We start from the raw sequence: 20369 nt of genomic DNA on the forward strand, positions 1-20369 counted from the left end.
CAAGTCGCACCATATCTGGCGGGATATCGGCGTTTTGCACGCGCCTGAACGTCGCACAATGGATGCCTCACGTTTTGCAGTACCCCGACCGGGAGACGGCCGCCCCCGTCGCCTGGCCCCACCATGGCCTTGCCCCCCACCAGTCCGCCGCCACGCGCGCCTGCCGGACGCGCGACCACGCTCGACGGCTTTGCCGGCTTTGTCTGCCGGCAGCTGCAGGTTCCCCTGTCGGCGGTGTCGTTGCCACAGGGCAAGGGTCAGCACCTCGTCTGCGTGGTCTCGGCCGAGCACGGCCCGCAAACCGACGACCTCTCGCTCGACTTCCCCGCACGGCCTCATCCCTTTGCCGTGGCCGACCTGCGGACGGAGCCCGCTGTGGCGACCGCCTGGCAGCACGCGCCCTGGCTGGACGTGCGCGCCTGCGCGGCCGTGCCGCTGCGGGGCGACGACGGCGCCGTGATCGGCACCCTGTGGGCACTGGCGCAGCAGCCGCGCGCGTTCACGATCGAAGAGCTCGGGCTGCTGGACAACCTGGCCCCCCTGGTGGCCTCGGCGCTGCACGAGTCGGACCCGACCGAGCAGGCGCGGCTGCACCGGATCATCATGGACAACGCGCCGGTGGGCATCGCCGTGGTCAGCCTGGAGGGCCGCCTGCGCCGGTTCAATCCCGCCCTGTGCACCCTGTTGGGCCGCCCGCCCGAGCAGCTCCTGCAGGCGCACCTGCAGGACCTGACCCCGGCCCAGGACGCGGCCACCGAGCTGCAGCTGGCCCAACGCCTGCTGGACGGCGAGCAGGACACCTTCACCATCGAGAAGCGCTACATCCGCCCGGATGGCAGTCTGGTGTGGGGCGAGCTGAACGTGGCCCTGGTGCGCGACAAGGCCCACCGCCCGCGCCACTTCGTCATGGTGGTGGAGGACATCACCGAGCGGCACCGCGCCCAGGCGCACCTGCAAGAACTGCACGCTCAGCTGGAAGAGCGCGTGGCCGAGCGGACCGCCGAACTGCGCGCCGTGCTGGCCAATGCCTACGATGCCTACATCTGCATGGACGCGTCGGGGGCGGTCGTGGAGTGGAACCGGCAGGCCGAGCGGACCTTCGGCTGGCAGCGCGAGGAGGCCATCGGCCGTCAGCTCGATGAACTGGTCGTGCCGCCCGCCCACCGCGGACGCCATCGGCGTGGCATGGCCGACATGCAGGACGCGAGCATCGCCCGCGTGGTGGACCGGCGCCGCGAACTCCCCGCGGTGCGCCGCGATGGCACCATCTTTCCGTGCGAGGTCACGGTCACGACGCTGCAGTCTGCCACCCGGGGCACGCTGTACGCCGCCTTTCTGCACGACATCTCGGAGCGGCAGGAAGCGCAGAAGCGCCTGGCCGAGTCCAAGCGCCACCTGGAAGACCTGTACGAGAACGCGCCCTGCGGCTACTACTCGCTGGATGCGTCGGGCACCTTTGTCGACATCAACCGCATGGCCGCCGAAATCTACGGCGAAACGAAGGAAGCCCTGCTCGGGCGCCGCAGCCCGCGCGAGTTCTTCACCGAGCAAGGCAAGGCCCGCTTCGCCGAGGTCTATCCGCGCTTCATCCGCGAAGGCCAGTTCGGCCCCGAAGAGTTCGACCTGCTGGCCGCAGACGGCCAGACCCGGCGCGTCAGCGTGATGGCGACCGCGCTGTACGACGACCAGGGCCAGTTCCTGCGCAGCCGCACCGTCATCATCGACGTGACCGAGCTGCACCGCACCCGCCAGGCGCTGCAGGCGGCCAACCGGCAGCAGCACCTGATGCTGGACAACGAGATGGTCGGCATCGTCAAGATCGCTTCACTGCGCGTGACGTGGGCCAACCGCGCCTTCGAGAAGCTCTCGGGCTACGAGCTGGCCGAGCTGATCGGCAGGAACAGCGCCATGCTGTATGCCGATCCCACCGCGTTCCAGCGGGTGTCCACCGAGGCCTATCCGATCGTGCACAACGGCGGCATCTACCGCACGCAGGAGCAGATGCTGACCCGGGACGGGCGCCGCCTGTGGGTCGACATGAGCGGCACGCTGCTCACGGCCGATGAAAGCGAATCGGTGTGGATGATGCAGGACATCACCGCGATGAAGGCGTATCAGGAGAAGGTGGAAGAAATGGCCTTCCACGATGCCCTGACCGGCCTGCCCAACCGGGCCCTGCTGCTCGACCGGCTGAAGCAGGCGATTGCCGGCACGGCGCGCAACGGCAAGCATGTGGCCGTGTGCTTTGGTGACCTCGACGGCTTCAAGGCGGTCAACGACCGGCACGGCCACGACGCCGGTGATCGCCTGCTGTGCGAGGTGGCCAACCGGCTGCAGGGCGTCATCCGCGCCAACGACACGGCCGCGCGCCTGGGGGGCGACGAGTTCGTGCTGGTGCTCACGCAGCTGGCCTCACCGGAGGAGGTGCATCTGATCCTCGCGCGTGCCCGGCAGGTCGTGGCCCAGCCGGTCGCGCTGCCTGGCGGGCAGCAGGCCGCCGTGACGATCAGTTTCGGCGTCGCGTTCGCGCCGGACATGGGCACCGATGCCCATCGCCTGCTCGACACCGCGGACCGGGCCATGTACGTGGCCAAGGGTGCGTTCAAGAGCCGGCAGGCACAGCAGCAGGCCGGCTCCTGACGCGGCGACGCGCGGCCGCGCCCACCCACAGCGCACCGACCAGGGCCAGGACGCTGGGCGTCGGCTCCGGCACCGCGCTGGTCACCGACAGGGTGCCGGACACCGCGGCCGCACCGCCGTAGCCCTGCCCCGCCAGCAGGGCCACGCCCGAGGTCGAATCGAGCATCACCCGCGTGAACGCCGACACCGTCACCAGGTCCCCGGCGCGGGCGTCGTAGGTCAGTTGCAGCGGCTGCTGTCCCTGGTACATCAGCACGTTCAGCACCGTGGTGTCGCCGATCTTCATCTCCAGGCCGCTGACGCTGCCCGCGTCCGGCGTCACCTGGACGATGTCCGAGAGGGAGAACATCTCGGCGAGCCCGTCGAAGTGCAGCTTCACGTGGCTGCCCAGCGGCTCGCCCTCGTCGCCCACGATGCGCCACTGCATGTTCAGCAGCGCCATCTCGCTGGACACCGCGGCGCCTTCCGAAGCCAGAGGCCGGGGCCCCTGGGCCGTCAGGCTCGCCGAGGTGTAGGTGGAGATGTAACCCTTGCCATTCGGCGCCTCACCACCGAAGAGCCCGCCGTCCCAGCTGACCTCGGCGCCATCGGCCACACTGCCCCCTGGCAGGGTTGCCCCCCCGGCGCCAGCCATCGCACGCTCGCGGGCCGACGACGTGTCGGTAAGGGCGCCGCTGAGCACCAGGTCATGCACCTGCCCCGCCACCTGGGCCGAGGCCAGCACCATGTCGAGGCTGTCGCCCAGCCCCACCAGCTCCAGGTGCACGGCGTGCGCGCCCGGCGCAAACAGGCCGGTGCTCAGGCTGGCCACCAGCACGGCCATCACATTGCGTGTCATGTCGGTCTCTCCTGTGATGGCGCCGCTCAGGGCAGGCGCGTGATGCGGTTCTGGGCCCCGGGTGCCACCCCGGCCGGGTTGGCCTGCAGGTAGGCCTCGAAGGCATCGGTGTCGACCGCGCCACCCAGTCGGGCCTCGCCCTGCTGCAGCACGGCAAAGCCGTCGCCGCCATCGGCCAGGAAGCTGTTGACCGTCACGCGGTAGCGCGAGGCGGGCTGCACCGGCGTGCCGTTCAGCGTGATGGCGCTGACGCGCGCGCCGCAGGCGCCGCTGGCCGACCAGCTGTAGCTGAAGCCACGCGACACCTGCAGGATGCGATCCTGCGTCTGGCCGTTGCAGCCGGCGAACTGGGTCTCGAGCAGCGTGCGGATCTGCAGGCCGTCCAGCGTCATCGTCACCAGCGAATTGCCGAAGGGCTGCACGGTGAAGGCATCGCCATAGGTCACGATGCCGCCGGCGTTGTAGGGCAGGTCGGCGCGGATGCCGCCCGGGTTCATGAACGCGACCACCGCCTCGCCGAAGCCGGCGTCGTCGGTCGCGTCCAGCTGCGCGTCGGCGATCACATCACCCAGAACCGACTCGCCCGCTGCGTTGGCGGTGCGGCTGATGGCCGCGGTGATCACGCCGATCGGGCGGGCCTTGGGCACGGCGGCGAGCGCGTCGTAATGCGCCACCAGGTCAGTCAGGTAGGCGGCCTCGGCGGTGGTCGTGCCGGTGGCCACGTTGTTCGCCGTGGTCGACACCACATCGCGTGTGCGCGTGTCGATCACCAGGTCGATGTCGGTGAGGTTGCGCGCATACTGGCCCGACGAGGTGACCCGCACCGGCTTGCCCGCGCTGTTGGGCAGCAGGCAGTTGTAGGCCGCATGCGTGTGACCCGACACCACCAGGTCGACCGCCGGATCGAGGCGCTTGACGATGTCCACGATGGGGCCCGACACGCCGGTGCAGCCGTTGATGCCGCCCGAGGCAAAGCCGCCTTCGTGGATCAGCACGACGATGGACTCGATGCCTTCGGCCTTCAGCTTGGGCACCAGGGCATTGACGGTGTCGGCCTCGTCGTCGAAGCGCAGGCCGGCCACACCGGCGGGCGACACGATGGTCGGTGTGGCTTCCAGCGTCATGCCGACAAAGGCCACCTGGTGCCCCAGGAAGCGCTTGACGCCATAGGCCGGGAACACGGTCTTGCCCGTGGCGGTGTCCACCACATTGGCCGACAGGAAGTCGAAGCGGGCGCCCGCGAATTCGCCATCGGCGCGCAGGTCCTTGTCCATGCCCTTGCCCGAGTACGGGTCGGTCGGGTGGTTGCCGCCCTGCTTGAGGCGCAGCAGCTCGGCCTTGCCTTCATCGAACTCATGGTTGCCGGTGGCGTTGAAATCGATGCCGATGCGGTTCATGGCCTCGATGGTCGGCTCGTCCTTGAACAGCGCCGAGGTCAGCGGGCTGGCGCCCACCATGTCGCCGGCCGACACCACGGCATTCAGCGGGTTCTTCGCGCGCAGCTCGTCGATGCGCGTCGCCATGCGGGCAATGCCCGGGTTGCTCGACGAGCCCTCGCCGGCCTTGATGTAGCCATGGAAATCGTTGAAGCCGATCACCTTGACGGTGATGGTGGTGCCGATCTTCGAGGCCTGCGCGGCCTGCAGCAGCCGGGCACGCTCGGTCACGCTCAGGCGACCTTCGCGCATCAGACCGAACGTGACGTTGGAGACGTGGGTCAGGAAGCCGGCCTGGCTGCCCCACTGGACCTCGTCCTGGATCAAATCATCTAGGCTGCAGCCCGACGGCAGCAGGCGGTTCGGCACGCCCGAATCGGCCGTGCCGAGCACCACGGTGGGCGACGGGTCGGCGGGGGAACAGGTCTGGGCGAACGCGGCGGGCGCGAACAGGGCGACGGCCGCGGCGGCGGCGATCAGGGTGGTGCGCATCTGGGCTTCCTCAGGGGGCGATGACGGAACAGGACCGGATGCACAGCGTAGAGACGAGACGTGACGCGCCGTCGGCCAACGCAACGGGCACCATGATCCGAACAGACCATGGCACACGGGCGCCCCTCGGGCATGCCGGTTGCCCGGCTTCCTCATGTTCATGCAATGGTGCCTGGTCATCGGCGTGCTGCTGGTGGTCATCGGGCTGACCGATACGCTTCGGCGCAGGCTGCCCGTGGGCACCTCCGCCATCTACCTGCTGTGCGGCTACCTGCTCGGCCCGCACGGGCTCGGCTTCATCCGACTGGATCTGATGCGCGACGCCGCGCTGCTTGAGGTGCTGACCGAGATCGCCGTGCTCGTGTCGCTCTTTGCCGTGGGCCTGCGCCTGCGGGTGCCCTTGCGAGACGGCCTGTGGCGCGCCCCCGTGCTGATGGCCACCCTCGCCATGCTGGTGACCATCGCGCTGTTGACCGGCCTCGGCATGTGGCTGGGCCTGTCGCTGGGGGGCGCCGTGCTGATGGCCGCCGTGCTGGCGCCGACCGACCCGGTACTGGCCTCCGATGTGCAGGTGGCTCACCCGCAGGACCACGATGGCCTGCGCTTCAGCCTCACCGGCGAAGGCGGGCTCAACGATGGCGCCGCGTTTCCCGTGGTGATGCTGGCCCTCGGCCTGATGCGCCTGCATGACCTGGGCAGCTGGGGCCTGCACTGGGTCGCTGTCGACCTCGTGTGGGCCACCGCCGGTGGGCTGACCCTGGGCTGGCTCACCGGCCTGCTCTTCAGCCGCATCGTCGTCTACCTGCGGCGCGAGCAATCCCAGGCCTTCGGCATGGAGAGCTTCTTCACGCTCGGCCTGATTGCCCTCACCTACGGTCTGGCGCTGCTGCTGCACACCTACGGCTTTCTGGCGGTGTTCGCCGCCGGCCTGGCCATGCGCCAGTTCGAACGGACGGACAGCGACAGCCACCGGCACGAGCGCACGGAGGTCGACCTCGCCAGCACGCCGGACGATGGCGTCGAGAACCTGGGACCGTCGGCCCAGGCCAGCCCGGCGATGGCCTCGGCCTACATGGCCAAAGAGGTGCTCGATTTCACGCTCGATCTCGAAAGAATTGCCGAACTGGCGGTGATGCTGATCATCGGCAGCCTGCTGTCGCTGGCCACCTTCGATGCCTTCAGCCTGCCGGTGGCCCTGGGTCTGATCTTCGTGGTGCGTCCGGTCGCCATCTACCTGATCACCCTGCGGTCCGTGTTCACCTCGGCACAACGTCGCTTTGCAGCATGGTTCGGGGTGCGGGGCGTGGGATCGATGTACTACCTGATGTTCGCGGTGACGCACGGGGCCAACACGCGGGAGTTGCCTGCAGTCGCCGATGCGGTGCTGGCCACCATCGCCCTGTCGGTCCTGTTGCACGGATCGTCGGCGACACCGGCCATGCGCGCGTACCAGCAGGCCCTGGCGCGGCGGCGATGACACCCCGTGGGTCACCCGCGTGATCCACGCCCTCAGCGTTGACAGGGTCAGCAGCGCACTGGACACTGAATGCTGCTTTTGAACGCACCGGCCACCCTCCGGTGGTGCAGCGGTGCGCCCGCCGGCATCAGAACAAGCTCACTGCATGAGCCTGCGTGCCATCCACATCCCCCTCTGAAGGAGCAAGCACCATGAGCTACATCGACGGCTTCATCATCCCCGTGCCCTCTGGCGATCGCGAGCGCTACCGCGCCGCCGCACAGCAGTTTCACGAAAAATTCAAGGACTGCGGGGCGCTGCGCCAGGTCGAGTGCTGGGGCGACGACGTACCCGACGGCAAGGTCACGGATTTCAAGCGCGCGGTGGCCGCCAAGCCGGACGAGACGGTGGTGTTCGCCTGGATCGAATGGCCATCGAAAGAGGTGCGCGATGCCGCCAACAAGAAGATGATGGAAGACCCCGAGATGGAAAAGCTCGACATGCCCTTTGACGGCAAGCGCATGGTCTTCGGCGGCTTCCTGCCCATCTTCGACACCGCGGAACCCAAGGGCTGAGGCGTTCTCAGCCGGGGCCGGGCTGGCGGTGAGCGCTCGCCCCGGGGCGCGGGCGGATCCACTGCCGCAGCGTGTCCAGCAGATGCGCTGGATGGATCGGCTTGGTCACGTGGTCGTTCATGCCGGCCTGCAGGCACGCTTTGCGGTCGGTGTCCAAGGCATTGGCCGTCATCGCAATGATCGGCAGATCGGCCCGCTGATCGCTCGCGCGGATGCGGCGGGTCGCCTCCAGCCCGTCCATGCCGGGCATCTGCATGTCCATCAGGACCAGGTCGTAGTCGCGGGCCTGCACCTTCTCCACGGCCTGCTGCCCGTCGCTGGCCAGGTCGACCGTCAGGCCCGCGCCCTCCAGCAAGGCTCGGGCGACTTCCTGGTTGAGCTCGTTGTCCTCCACCAGCAAGACCGACGCGCCAACCAGAGAGGGCGGCGCCGCCTCGCCCTCCATGGCGGCCCCCGGCGCCTGCGGCATCGGGCTCGCCTGCTCGCCCTTGCCCAGCCGGACGGTGAACCAGAACGTGCTGCCCACACCCGGCGTGCTGTCGACCCCCACCTCGCCGCCCATGCGGCTGGCCAGTTGCCGGGTGATGGCGAGGCCCAGGCCGGTTCCTCCGTACTGCCGCGTGGTGGAACTGTCGGCCTGCTGAAAGCGCTCGAACAGCCCGGCCGATTGCGCCGGCGTCAGCCCGATGCCCGTGTCCCGGACGGAGAAGTGCAACAGCACCTCGCGGTCGGTTTCTTCGTGCATCTGCGCCCGGATCTCGATCTCGCCGCTGACGGTGAACTTCACCGCATTGTTCGCATAGTTCACCAGCATCTGACCCAGCCTCAATGGGTCGCCCACCAGCGATTCGGGAATGCGGGGGTCGATGTGCGTGACGAGTGCCAACCCCTTGTCAGACGCCTTGTCGGCGATCAGCGCGGTGACGTCGTCCAGCAGCTGCTGGAAGCTGAACTCGATGTCCTCGACCGTCAGCTTGCCAGCCTCGATCTTCGAGTAGTCGAGGATGTCGTTGAGCAGCCCCAGCAGATGCTGGCTGGCCGTCTGGATCTTCTGCACGTAGGCGCGCTGATGCGCACCGATGTCCGTCCTGAGCAGCAGGTAGGACATGCCCATGATGGCGTTCATGGGCGTGCGGATCTCGTGGCTCATGTTGGCGAGAAAGGTGCTCTTCGCCTGGCTCGCGTTCTCGGCCGTGCGCGTGGCCTGGGCCAGCTGGGCGGTGCGCTGCTCGACCAGGGTCTCCAACTGCTGCTGATGTCGTCGCAGCGCGTGCTCGGCCCGCTTGCGGCGCTGGTTCTGGTAGACCAGCGCGAGCAGCAGCGTGGTCAACAGCACGATGGTCGCTGTGGACGCCATGACGAAGGGTCGGTATTCGCTCCACAACGTGTGCGGACGGTTCAGGAACACCGTGTCCGGCGGCAGGCGGGCGGGATCGCCTCGCCAGCGCTGCACCTGGGCCCAGTCGAACACCGGCCGGGGCAGCACGGACAACAGCGGCGCCCCAGGCTCGGGTGGCGGCGCACCACGCAGCAGGTCTGCCCCGATTTCCCCCACCCGCCGCCCCACGGCCTCCGTGACCCGCACCGACCCGCCGACCAGGCCGGTGGCAATGTGGGCGTCGTACAGCGCGAGCACCGGCGCGTTGCTCCGCCTGGCGACCTCTGCGGCCACCGCCACCGGCACGAAGGAACGTCCGGTCCGATCCTGAAAGTAGGCCGCCAGCACGACCAGGGTGTCGGGTGGCAGCGTGGCCACCCGCTCCAGCATGGCCTCATGGGCGAGTGACGCGGTGTCCTCGACCTCGGCGCGATGGCCCTGTGCCGCCACCGCCTGCGCCACCTCGGTGGGCAGGGCGGCCTGGGGGCGCCCCACGCCCGCCACCACGACCACCCGACGTGTGCGCGGAAACAGCGTGAGGCCCAGGCGCACCGTGCCGGCCACGTCATACTGGTCGCTCACCTGCACGATCCGATGCGGCGCCCCACGCCACCGCGCGGGCGGCGCCCCCACAAACGTGACCAGCACAGGCAAACCGGGGGGCAGCAACCCGTAACCGGCGTCAGCCAGAAAGTCCAGTGCGGCCTGGTTCTGCGCGACGATCAGCCCGATGTGCTTGCCCGCGTACTTCTGCTGCAGCAGCGCGGCCACCGCCGGCGACGGATCCGGGGTGCTGAAGCGGCCCAGGTCCATGTGCTCGATGTAGATGTCGGTCTGCCTGACGCCCCGCTCACGCAGCACCGCCACGGCGCCGCGAATCAGCGCCTCCGGAACCGGCAACCCGTACTGCAGGCCGGAAAGAATGAGCACCGCCGGCGCGGACCGGGTTGACGAAGCCCCCACCGGGAACGTGGCCACCGGCTGCCCCCATGCAAGTCCGGTAACCAGCACGAGCAGGACGGCGCCAAGCCGAAGCCACGAAGCGCCGGACGAGAGACCTGCAATGAAGGGGAGAGCCGGCATCTGGAACCATGTCGATCGATGGAACCCCGCCGGGACGCGTGGCGATCGTCAGGGCGAGTCGTGCGCTACATCCGCGTGCTCAACCATCCCGTTCTAACAGAAATCGGGGGACGGGCCGCTGCGGGTTTGCAGGGACGTGCGCCGGGGCGTAAAGCCCACCGCGCTAGTGGCTAACCCTATTGAGGATTCCACTGGTATGTTTGCACGCCGCATTCTTGAACCATATCCAGATGCCGGTCCTGATCTCGCCTCCCGACCTGCCCAAATGGGTGCCCGGCCGCATCCTGTCTGCGAGCGACGGACTCGGGTGGAAGGACGTTTCGCACCGTTCCTACCGGTACACCGGCCTCGACGTGCCCATCCCTCCGATCGACCACGTCATGATCGTTCGCTACCGGTCGGGTCAGACGCCCATGGAGCGCTGCCTCGACGGCAAGTGGAGCAAGGCCGCCTGTGAACCGGGCGTCTTCTCGCTGTTGACACACTGCGAGCCGTCACATTGGCACTGGACGCAGTGCATCGACGTGTCTCACACCTATCTGTCAGAAGCGCTCATGTGCCGGGTGGCGTCAGACGTCATGGATCGGCCGGTCGCAGCGGTACGCCTCCGTGACCTGCTGAGCGCACAGGACCCGATCGTCACGAGCATCGCCGATGCAATCACGCTCGAGGCCCAACAGCAGGGATTGGGTGGCGCGCTGTACGCAGAGGCGCTGGCCATGCAGCTCACCGTGCACCTGCTGCGTTGCCATGCTGCTGTGACGTACAAGGACGGCCTCGTGTCGGGCGCGCTCTCGCCCGGCCGTTTGCGCCGAATCGATGAGTACATCGAAGCGCACCTGCAGGGGAGCATCACCATCGAGCAATTGGCCAAGGTGGCAGAGCTCGGTGTGTGGACCTTCACCAAACACTTCAAGTCGACCACCGGGCGCTCGGCCCATGCGTATGTGATGGACCGACGGGTCGAACGCGCCCGTCGCCTTCTGTCTCAAGGGCAGATGGCCATCAAGGAAGTGGCGTTTGCTTGCGGGTTTGCGGATCAGGCGCACATGACGCGCGTCTTCCGTACCCGGCTGGGCGTCACCCCGGCACGACTGAAGAAGTGCGACTAGCCGGATCACCGTCCGGTACAAGAAATCGCCCGAAATCGACAAGACCCGCACAGCGGGCGTCTCCAAGATTCGTTCACGGTAGCGCACGACCTCTCCTGAGGCAGCGATACCGAATTCGCCGGCCAGCCATGCCGGTCCACATGAACGTCACAGGAGACAAGATGGGCACCCTCACTTCGGAAAAGGCCGGACAAGGCCAGTCGGAATCCGCCGTTGCAAGCTACGACGCGGTCGTCATCGGAGCCGGCGTGGCCGGCCTGTATCAACTGCACCGCCTTCGCGAAATGGGCCTGTCGGTGCGGGCGTATGACACCGCCTCCGGCGTGGGGGGCACGTGGTACTGGAACCGCTACCCCGGCGCGCGCTTCGACTCCCAGGCCGAGATCTACCAGTACTGGTTCTCGGAGGAGCTGTACAAGTCGTGGCAACCGTCGGAGCGGTTTCCGGCACAACCGGAAACGGAGCGCTGGCTCAACCATGTCGCCGACAAGCTCGACTTGAAGAAGGACATCCAGTTCAACACCCGTATTGCTTCGGCCCACTACGATGAAGCAAGCCACCGCTGGCACATCACTACCGACCAGGGCGAGAAGGTCGAGGCACAGTTCCTGATCGCCTGTTGCGGCATGTTGTCCGCGCCCCTGACGAACCGCTTTCAGGGACAGGCCGACTTCAAGGGCGAGATCTACCACACGGGCCTGTGGCCCAAGACGCCTGTGGACTTCAAGGGCAAGCGTGTGGCGGTGGTGGGCACGGGCGCGACGGGCATCCAGGTCATCCAGACCATCGCACCCGAGGTGGGGTCGATGAAGGTCTTCGTGCGCACGCCGCAGTACGTGCTCCCGATGAAGAACCCCAAGTACAGCGCTGAAGACTGGGCCAAGTGGGGCGCACAGTTCCACCAGCTCAAGAAGCGGGTGCGCGAAACCTTTGCCGGTTTCGACTACGACTTCGAAGCCGGTCCGTGGGCCGACAAGACCCCTGAAGAGCGCACGGCCATACTGGAGAAGTTCTGGAACGACGGCTCTCTGGCGCTGTGGCTGGCGTCCTTCTCCGAGATGTTCTTCGACGAACAGGTGAGCGAAGAAGTGTCGGAATTCGTTCGCGCCAAGTTGCGCGCACGCCTCCAGCACCGCCCGGATCTGTGCAAGCTGCTGATCCCGACGGACTACGGGTTCGGCACCCACCGCGTGCCGCTGGAAAACAAGTACCTGGAGGTGTACCTCCAGCCCAACGTCGAGGCGGTGGACTGCCGAGAGACCCCGATCGAACGCATCGTGCCCGAAGGCATCCAGACGGCCGACGGCAAGGTGCACGAGGTTGACATCATCGTGCTGGCCGTGGGCTTTGACGCGGGCTCCGGTGCGCTCAGCCGCATCGACATCCGTGGCCGCGGTGGCCGATCGCTGAAGGAGCAGTGGTCACAGGAAATCCGCACCGCCATGGGCCTTCAAGTGCATGGCTATCCCAACCTGTTCACCACGGGCGCGCCGCTCGCCCCCTCTGCCGCGCTGTGCAACATGCCCACCTGCCTGCAGCAGCAGGTGGACTGGATCAGCGACTTCATTGCCCACGTGCGCAGGCAAGGCAAGACCGTGGTCGAAGCGACCCAGGAATTCGAGGACGCCTGGGTGCAGCACCACGATGAGACCGCAGCCAAGACGCTGGTGGTCAAGACCGACTCCTGGTACATGGGCTCGAACGTCGAGGGCAAGCCACGTCGCCTGGTGTCGTACATCGGTGGGGCAGGCACCTACCACGCGAAGTGCGATGAACTGGCACGCACCGGCTATCCCGGCTTCGACATTCGCTGAAGCGCCCCCGCACACGGAGACAAGCATGAACACCTACTACACACAAGAAAACCACGGCCCCTTTCAGCTGATCGACATCGGGCGACTGGAACTCGAAGAGGGCGGCGTGCTGCCGCACTGCGAGCTGGCCGTGGCCACCCATGGCCAGCTCAACGCGGCCAAGGACAACGCCATCCTGGTCCCCACGTGGTACTCGGGCACCAGCAAGATCATGGAGCAGGTCTACATCGGGCCCGGGCGCGCCCTGGATCCGACCAAGTACTTCATCGTCGTGGTCAACCAGATTGGCAACGGCCTGTCTGTCTCACCGCACAACACCACCGGTGACCAGGGCGGGCCGAACTTTCCGAAGGTGCGCATCGGCGACGATGTGCGTGCTCAGCACCGCCTGTTGACGGAGCACTTCGGCATACGGCGCCTGGCGCTGGTTGTCGGCGGCTCCATGGGCGCCCAGCAGACCTACGAATGGGCCGTGCGCTACCCCGACATGGTGGAACGCGCCGCCCCCATCGCCGGCACGGCCTGCAACACCGAGCACGACTTTCTCTTCGCAGAAACACTGGTCGAGGCCATCACCACCGACCCGGGCTTCCAGGAAGGCCGCTATCAATCGCCGGCCGATGTCGCAGCCGGCCTCAAGCGCCACGCCAAGCTCTGGACCGTGATGGGTTGGAGCACCGAGTTCTTTCGATGTGGACGCCATCGGGTGCTGGGCTTCGAGTCCGTGCAGGCCTTCGTGGACGGCTTCATGACCGGCTACTTCGGCCCGATGGACCCCAATAACCTGTTGTGCATGGCGTGGAAGTGGCAGCGCGGCGACATCAGCCGGCACACCGACGGGGACAAGGCTGCGGCGCTGGGGCGCATCCGCGCAAGAACCTATGTCATGCCCATCGCGACCGACATGTTCTTCCCTCCGTCCGACTGCCAGGCCGAGCAGCAGTTGATTCCCAACAGCGCGTTCAGGCCGATCGACAGCCTGGATGGGCACCTCGCGCTGTTCGGCACAGACGCGGATGCGATCGGCCAGATCGATGTCCATCTGAAGGCGTTGCTGGCAGAGCCGGCGCCCGACTTGGGCTGACACATTTGCCGCAAGCCGCGCGGCTCCTGAGTGGCGCGGAGTTGAGCCCCGCTCTGCTGTTGACGTAGGGTCCGCAACAGCGGAGTTGGGCATTGAAGTACTTATGCTCGACTGCAATAGTCAACGTTGAGTTGGCTGCGCTCGGTGAGCGACCGTACTGCAGAGGTTGCTGCCAGTCGCCTCAACAAGCCTTATGACCGCTGCCGGCCAGAAACGGTCAATGTTGAGTGGCCGCTTTCCGACGGATTACTTCGCCCGCTCTGCGTCTATTTCAGACTTTGGCGGAGAGCCTCGCCAGCGTCACATACTATTGAAAGCATGAGTTGCTCTGCCCCAGGCGCTCACGCATCTGCGTTAGTGGGAGGGAACAGGCTGCACATGAATGCACGTCAAAATTTCATCCAATCCAAGAGGGGGTAGATAAGAGAAATGGGAAAGAATGCAGCCGTCGTGAACGTGTTCGCCACGCCGTACGAATTTTGGACCAGACGCAAGACAACCAGCGAGGAGGCATTGGATCTCCACAAAAACCATGGCATGTCCATCATTGACGCCCTTGAGGTGAAGGACAAGCTTATCGAAGTGGTTTCGACGCACACTGAAGCAGCCACCCGCATGCTCCGCGTGCGTGCTGACAATGGCCTAGAGTTCCATATCGACGCTGCACTCAACACGAGCGCCGAGTATCGCGACCTACGCGACTTGATGCCGCCGAATGTGCCCGAGGCGCTTGGTTCGTACCAAAGTGAGTTCTCGGAAGACGGTTTAGCATCTGCGGATGAGGCCATCAAAGCTCATGGTGTAGAGGTCGCAGAGGGCCAGTTGTTGTTCCACGGCGGCCATTGGGCCGGCGACAGCCCGACGCTCACCACTTCTCGTCCCTTCTCCACATCCTTCTGTCCCCAGGTGGCCTTGAGGAATGCTGAATGGAGGGGGAAAGCCTTCGACGCTGGCCGGGTTGACCTTATGGTGGTTCGTGTGACGCAGCCTGAGACTAAGGCGTACGTCTACAGCCAAGAAGGCGATCATGGCAACGAGAAGGAAGTTGTTTTCGCGAGCGGCGCAAGGTTAACTCGTGTGCGCGAAACCTACATTACCGACATTCCCGTGTCTAAGATGACTTCGGGCTTGCAGCAGGAAGACAAGTTCGTGCCTGCCTACTTGGTTGAAGTCGAGATCAGTTGATCCCCCTGGCCTTAACTCGACAGATTGGGCGGGCCAGTTGCGCAGGAACCTGAATCGGGTTGCACTACTGTCCGCTTTGCGGCCACGAGATTTGCGTAGCGAAAGGCCGCAATGGGTCGGGAGCTGCCAGACGCGGTGCCCAACGTGAACGGCAGCAACCAGCCTTTCACAGTCATTGACGCCGACCGCCCAAGCGGCTGCGGAGGAGTACAGCCCGCGCAAAACAGTCATCCGCGGGCGCCGCGCATACGCCTTCACAATTGGCATTGAACGAGCTCGATAATTGCCAGCACGCTGCACTTGGCCGTCACGACGAAGTTCGATACTTTGTTATCAGCTCCCTAGGGAGTGCATAACAAAGTCTTGAAGACGCCTCCCAGTGTCGGGCATGACTATTTGTCACCCCAGGGGGCTGCGAAGTTTTAAAAAAACGCTGCCGTCCGCCGTCCGTGGCGGCTTCTGCCGCAAAACATAGTCTGAAAAGCCCCTGTCAGCACTCATGATTCCCACCTTTCCGAGGGGCGCGACCATCGCGTCGTTGCAGATCGCCTTTGCGCAGGCTGGACATTCGGTGTCCAGTCAACGTACAGCGTCGGGAGAGAAGTCCAGGGCTACATGGCACTGGCGCATGCCGCGCATCCTGACCCAAGAGGTCTTCGGGAACACGCTCACGGAGGAAGAACTACTCCTGCATCACACACTGGCTCCGGTGAGACTCAGCCTCTTGGCCCCGGCATACCAAGCTCTGGCGCGGCAAAATCCTTGCTGTTATCTCAGCTTACGAGAAGACTTCATTCAGAGGTCTATGTTGCGGAAGCTGTGCCCGCAATGTGTCCAAGATGACATCACGAACTTTGGCTGCGGACACTGGCGGCGTGAACATCAGATCGAGGGTGTCGCCATCTGCACGAAGCACCACACACTCCTGCACGACCGGTGCGCCGAGCCAGATTGCGGAAAGTCATTCTTCTCCCCCCCGCCTTTCTTGCCAGGGCAACCTTGCCCTTACTGCCACGGAACGGCAACATCGAGCGGTAAAGCCGCCCCTATCAGCGAAGGCTATGCCGCTTACTGCAAGCTTTATGTTGATGCCTTGCACACCCCCATTCCAGAGATCAGCATAGGCAATCGAAGAAAGCTGTGGGCACTGCCTCACGCGCTTTATGGCGGGGACATCGCCGCCTTCAACATGGACATAGGCTACTGGCTCGGCCACCACTGGGCGGATGCCTTCTTGGCATACGATCTCGCGGGAAAATTCCTGTATGACCCGATTGCGGCGATGAGTCAGCATCACCTTGAATCGGGGCTGATTCTCCTCACGGCGTTCAAGAGATTCCTGCTTGGGCATCACAAAGAAGGCGTGGCTGAACGCTGGGACTGCGAACATGCAGGAGCCCCGGATTCCCAGGGGCGCCTGTAGCTTCAGTAGCCCCAGTCCTCGTGCCTCACCGGAAGCCTGTTCAGCTGTTTCCTCAACTGCTGCCAGTCCGGCATGAATCGATCCATTAGCGCAACGAATCGATCGTTATGCGTCGGCTCAATCAAGTGCATCAGTTCGTGAACCACGATGTACTCAAGGCACTCCACCGGCTTCTTGGCCAAGTCCGTGTTCAACCGAATGTAGCCCGCGTCTGGCGTGCAACTACCCCACTTGGTTTTCATGCGCTGCACAAACACGCGCTGCGCCTTCACTTGCAACAAGGGCTCCCACTTGGCAAGTAGTACGGGCACCGCGTCCCTGACCTGCTGCCGATACCACGCATCAAGCACTTCTTCGCAGCGAGCCTGACCTGCACCAGGTCGAATCTGAAGCGTGAGCTTGCGAGGCGAGACACTCACAGCAGGCGCTGCATCAGCATGACTGATCTCCAGCAGATATCGCTTGCCCCACAGGTAATGACTTTCCTTGTTCAGGAACTCGCGGGGTGTCTCCCGCTCCTGCGCCTGCAGTTTGCGTTGTTGCGCGCGAATCCATGGCAGCTTCGACACGACAAACAGCCGAATGGTATCCAGCGACATTCCTTGGGGCGCGGCCACTCGCACCTTACCCGCGGGAGGAAGCACGCTCAAGTGAACATGCTTGATCGCCTTGCGTGTCACCTCCGCGCGCAACTCGCCCAGGTCGAGCACGTCATGCATCAGTACTCCTTCTGCGCGAACACGATGGGAAAAAGCCGGTTCACTTCCTTGATGTCCTTGAGCACATCAAACATCGCCTGCTTGACCATCTGCTCTCTCGCCACGACACCGCGCCACCCGTCAGGGCGCTTGGCCTTGATGGCCGCATCCAGCAGCATCGCCGTGTTCAACGCCGTGTTGGCATCTCCGTACTGCACCGCGGGCTGCTGAACCTCGCCCGAGACGACATGGTCCTTCAGGTTGTTGTACAAGGCTAGCTGTCCCGCCGTCTTCACTTGCTGAGGCGTGTCGTCGGCCTTGCCTGCGCTCACCTTCTTGGCCACCTCGGCGATACGCGCCAGGTAGTCCTCGTACTCGACGGCCCTTTCCTTGCGCAGGCGGATGATCTCGTCCAGCAGGGCCGACATCTTGGCGAAGTAGGCCGGGTCGGTCAGCTGTTCCTTCAGGATCTTGCTGCGAATGTTGTTCTCAATGGTCTCGGCGATGGATTCCTGGTTGCCCTTCATGTCGCTCAGGCGCTCGGCAATCGCGTCTGCAATGCCGGTCTTCACGATCAGGTCGAGCAAGCCAATGCCATCGAAGGGCGAAATCTTTCGAGGCGCCTGGGCCTCGATATAGGTGTCGATGAGGTGGCGCATGTCCGCCTCATAGGGCTTCAGGTCCAGCGTTTCGCCCGATGCCTTGCGGATGATCTCTCGCAGGTTCAGGTAGTGCTTCTGCAAGGCCTTCAGGTTTTCGATCTGCTCTGGCGTGTAGCCTGCGGCCTCCAGTTCATCGGCAATGCCCGCAAAGGCCCGCACCAGGGCCACCACGGCCTTGTACAGCGCCACACGGTGAGGTTCACGGGCCTTCAGATCATCAGCAATCTCGGTGTTGCCGCAGAAGTAGTGGATGTGCTCCAGGTCACCCTTGGGGGGGGCTACTGGCTCACACAGCAGGGCCAGCGCTTCGACCGCGTCATCCAGACGGGTGCGGCCAGCTTCCAGCCGGTCTTTCACCATGATTTCCGGGTCAGAGCCGCCGGCGCTGTGGTCCAGCTCGGCGGTGTACACGGCAATGGCCTTTTCGACCTTCTTGAACAAGTCCTTGTAGTCAACGATGTAGCCGAAGTCCTTGTCTTCACCGTCCAGGCGGTTGGTGCGGCAAATGGCCTGGAACAGACCATGGTCCTGCATCGACTTGTCGATGTACAGGTAGGTGCACGGCGGTGCATCGAAGCCCGTCAGCAGCTTGTCCACCACGATCAACAGCTTCATCTGCGCGGGCGTCTTGATGAAGCGTTCCTTCACGTGCTGCTCGTAGGCTTCGGTCTTGTTCATGCCCGGGCTGGACGTCACGTCTTTCAGCAGCTCGGTGTACGTGTTGTAAATGAACTGCTTGTCACTCTCGGTGTTGGCGCCAGTCTCTTCCTTGCTGATGTCAGCGGCCTGCGGGTTGTACGAGGTGACGATGGCGCACCGACCTTTGAACACCGTCTTGCCGAACAGCACGAAGTACTTGCAGGCCTCATAGATGCTGGAGGCCACGAGGATGGCGTTGCCCCGCTCGCTCGAAAGCCGAGGCTTGACGGCGAAATCGAACACGATGTCGGCCACCACGCGGTCCATGCGCGCGCGCGAGCTGAGCACGTTCTGCATCGTGCCCCATTGCTTCTTCAGCTCGTCCTTCTGCCAGTCGTTCAAGCCCTTGGTCTTGGCCTCGAACCACTGGTCAATCTGCTCAGTGTTACCCAGCTTCTGATCTATGTCCCGGGCCTCGTAAACCAGATCCAGCACCACGCCATCTGCCACAGCCTCGGCGAACTTGTAGGTGTGGATGTAGCCACCAAACACCTCCAGGCTGGTCTGCGCGTCTTGTTTCAGCAGCGGCGTGCCCGTGAAGCCGATGAATACGGCATTGGGCATCATGGCCTTCATCAGCCTATGCAGCTTGCCGCCCTGGGTGCGGTGGCATTCGTCCACGAACACGTAGATCTCGCCTTGGGTGGGGCTCGGCTGGGCAGCCAGGTCTCGAAGGAAGGCTTCGAAATCATCCACATCGCGGCGGCCGAACTTGTGCACCAGTGAGCACAGCAGGCGCGGGTTGGGCTGCGCCAGTTGCGCCATCAGGTCGTGGCCACTCTGGCTTCGGTGGATGGTTTCGCCCGCGTCTTTGAACACGCGCTCGATCTGGCGATCCAGCTCGTCGCGGTCAGTGATGATGGCTACGCGGGCGGCGGGCTTGTTCTCCAGAATCCAGCGGGCCAGTAGCACCATCAGGATGCTTTTTCCCGCACCCTGGGTGTGCCAGATGATGCCGCCGCGTTTCTGGTCAACATGCTTCTGCGCAGCTTTGATGCCGAAGTACTGGTGCACGCGGGGCAGCTTCTTCACGCCGCCGTCAAACAGCACGAAGTCGTGGATCAGCTCCAGCAGGCGGTGCTTGCTGCACAACTTGGTCAGGTACTTGTCGAGCTTGTAGCCGGTGTTATCGGACTCGTCTTCCTTCCAGGTGAGGAAGTACTTTTCCTGCGTCTCGATGGTGCCGTAGCGAAGGCCTTCCGAATCATTGCCCGCAAGCACCAGTTGCACCGTGCTGAAGAACCAGTCGTTGAACTCCGGCTGCTGGTTCGACAGGCACTGGCGGATGCCTTCACCCAAACCGACACGGCTGTTCTTCAGCTCCAGCACGCCCACGGCAATGCCGTTGACGTACAGCACGATGTCCGGTCGGCGCTCGTGGCCACCTTTGAGGGTGACCTCTTCGGCGATAGCGAAGTCGTTCTTGGTGGGCTCAGCCCAGTTCATCAGGTGCACGGTTTCGGTGGCCTGGCCCGCCTCGACACGCACCGATACGCCGTAGCGCAGCAATTCATAAACCGCCTGGTTGGCAGCATACAGGGTGCGCCCGTGCAGCGAGGCTTCAGACCTGAGCTTGTGCAGCGCCGCGCTGATGTGCGCGGGGCTGTAGCCGCTGCGGGCCAAGAAGGCGCTCAGCAACCCCTCCTCAATGCAGTGGTTGCCTGCACGTTCGGACCAATCACCCAGGTGTTGGTACTTCAGCGTGTCCGTGAACAGACGGATCACCCGGTCTTGGGTGTCGCGCTCTGGCTTGTTGATGCTGTCACTCACACTGCACTCCCGGGGATGTATGTC

At 64.7% G+C, this 20369-nt stretch carries 13 protein-coding genes; 8 read left to right on the top strand and 5 right to left on the bottom strand.

Annotated elements, in window-relative coordinates; all coding sequences use genetic code 11:
• Positions 1-123: 123 nt before the first annotated feature.
• Entirely contained in the window at positions 124-2640 is a 2517-nt protein-coding gene (locus tag DEH84_RS16215; protein WP_109037814.1) for a PAS domain S-box protein, read from the top strand.
• Here DEH84_RS16215 and DEH84_RS16220 read toward each other — a convergent pair.
• Together DEH84_RS16220 and DEH84_RS16225 are read right to left on the bottom strand one after the other, a co-directional pair.
• Complete coding sequence (locus DEH84_RS16220; RefSeq protein WP_109037816.1) at positions 2603-3478, bottom strand: hypothetical protein; 876 nt, start codon at positions 3476-3478, stop codon at positions 2603-2605. The two genes, DEH84_RS16215 and DEH84_RS16220, sit on opposite strands and share 38 nt — an antisense overlap.
• 26 nt (positions 3479-3504) lie before the next feature.
• Entirely contained in the window at positions 3505-5406 is a 1902-nt protein-coding gene (locus DEH84_RS16225; RefSeq protein ID WP_109037818.1) for a bifunctional metallophosphatase/5'-nucleotidase, read from the bottom strand.
• A 154-nt stretch (positions 5407-5560) separates the two neighbouring features.
• Between DEH84_RS16225 and DEH84_RS16230 the strand changes: the two genes are divergently transcribed.
• Positions 5561-6883: a cation:proton antiporter gene (locus tag DEH84_RS16230; protein WP_109038458.1), complete on the top strand. Its 1323-nt coding sequence runs from the start codon at positions 5561-5563 to the stop codon at positions 6881-6883.
• 191 nt (positions 6884-7074) lie between these two features.
• A complete protein-coding gene (locus tag DEH84_RS16235; protein ID WP_109037820.1) occupies positions 7075-7437 on the top strand; it encodes a DUF1428 domain-containing protein in 363 nt (120 codons plus the stop codon).
• Between the two features lie 7 nt (positions 7438-7444).
• Here the strand turns inward: DEH84_RS16235 and DEH84_RS16240 are convergent, their stop codons facing one another.
• Entirely contained in the window at positions 7445-9745 is a 2301-nt protein-coding gene (locus DEH84_RS16240; RefSeq protein ID WP_159099005.1) for a response regulator, read from the bottom strand.
• Positions 9746-10128: 383 nt separating this feature from the next.
• On the opposite strand from DEH84_RS16240, the gene DEH84_RS16245 reads away from it, so the two are divergent.
• The 5 genes from DEH84_RS16245 (at position 10129) to DEH84_RS16265 (ending at position 16516) form a co-directional block, all read left to right on the top strand.
• On the top strand, positions 10129-11010 hold the full coding sequence (locus DEH84_RS16245; RefSeq protein ID WP_109037824.1) for a helix-turn-helix domain-containing protein: 882 nt from the start codon (positions 10129-10131) through the stop codon (positions 11008-11010).
• Positions 11011-11171: 161 nt separating this feature from the next.
• Positions 11172-12824, top strand: a complete 1653-nt coding sequence (locus DEH84_RS16250) for a flavin-containing monooxygenase (protein WP_109037825.1) — start codon at positions 11172-11174, stop codon at positions 12822-12824.
• Between the two features lie 25 nt (positions 12825-12849).
• The gene (locus tag DEH84_RS16255; RefSeq protein ID WP_109037827.1) at positions 12850-13908 is read left to right on the top strand and encodes an alpha/beta fold hydrolase; all 1059 of its coding nucleotides are present in this window, start codon (positions 12850-12852) and stop codon (positions 13906-13908) included.
• A 450-nt stretch (positions 13909-14358) separates the two neighbouring features.
• Positions 14359-15093 carry a hypothetical protein gene (locus DEH84_RS16260; RefSeq protein WP_218929737.1) on the top strand — a complete coding sequence of 245 codons (735 nt, stop codon included), beginning with the start codon at positions 14359-14361 and terminating at the stop codon, positions 15091-15093.
• A 628-nt stretch (positions 15094-15721) separates the two neighbouring features.
• Positions 15722-16516, top strand: coding sequence for a TniQ family protein (locus DEH84_RS16265; protein WP_245932623.1), 795 nt, complete (start codon positions 15722-15724; stop codon positions 16514-16516).
• Between the two features lie 2 nt (positions 16517-16518).
• Here DEH84_RS16265 and DEH84_RS16270 read toward each other — a convergent pair whose 3' ends face one another.
• Positions 16519-17235, bottom strand: coding sequence for a M48 family metallopeptidase (locus tag DEH84_RS16270; protein ID WP_109037832.1), 717 nt, complete (start codon positions 17233-17235; stop codon positions 16519-16521).
• On the bottom strand, positions 17235-20345 hold the full coding sequence (locus DEH84_RS16275) for a type I restriction endonuclease subunit R (RefSeq protein ID WP_109037834.1): 3111 nt from the start codon (positions 20343-20345) through the stop codon (positions 17235-17237). Before DEH84_RS16275 ends, DEH84_RS16270 begins: the two co-directional genes overlap by 1 nt.
• Between the last annotated feature and the right edge of the window lie 24 nt (positions 20346-20369).

It is taken from the genome of Aquabacterium olei, assembly GCF_003100395.1.
Taxonomy (GTDB): domain Bacteria; phylum Pseudomonadota; class Gammaproteobacteria; order Burkholderiales; family Burkholderiaceae_C; genus Aquabacterium; species Aquabacterium olei.

Bases quoted from the DNA above. Each gene is read 5' to 3' on its own strand.
- DEH84_RS16215 (WP_109037814.1), top strand. From the start codon at position 124: ATGGCCTTGCCCCCCACCAGTCCGCCGCCACGCGCGCCTGCCGGACGC.
- DEH84_RS16220 (WP_109037816.1), bottom strand. From the start codon at position 3,478: ATGACACGCAATGTGATGGCCGTGCTGGTGGCCAGCCTGAGCACCGGC.
- DEH84_RS16225 (WP_109037818.1), bottom strand. From the start codon at position 5,406: ATGCGCACCACCCTGATCGCCGCCGCCGCGGCCGTCGCCCTGTTCGCG.
- DEH84_RS16230 (WP_109038458.1), top strand. From the start codon at position 5,561: ATGTTCATGCAATGGTGCCTGGTCATCGGCGTGCTGCTGGTGGTCATC.
- DEH84_RS16235 (WP_109037820.1), top strand. From the start codon at position 7,075: ATGAGCTACATCGACGGCTTCATCATCCCCGTGCCCTCTGGCGATCGC.
- DEH84_RS16245 (WP_109037824.1), top strand. From the start codon at position 10,129: ATGCCGGTCCTGATCTCGCCTCCCGACCTGCCCAAATGGGTGCCCGGC.
- DEH84_RS16250 (WP_109037825.1), top strand. From the start codon at position 11,172: ATGGGCACCCTCACTTCGGAAAAGGCCGGACAAGGCCAGTCGGAATCC.
- DEH84_RS16255 (WP_109037827.1), top strand. From the start codon at position 12,850: ATGAACACCTACTACACACAAGAAAACCACGGCCCCTTTCAGCTGATC.
- DEH84_RS16265 (WP_245932623.1), top strand. From the start codon at position 15,722: ATGCCGCGCATCCTGACCCAAGAGGTCTTCGGGAACACGCTCACGGAG.
- DEH84_RS16270 (WP_109037832.1), bottom strand. From the start codon at position 17,235: ATGCATGACGTGCTCGACCTGGGCGAGTTGCGCGCGGAGGTGACACGC.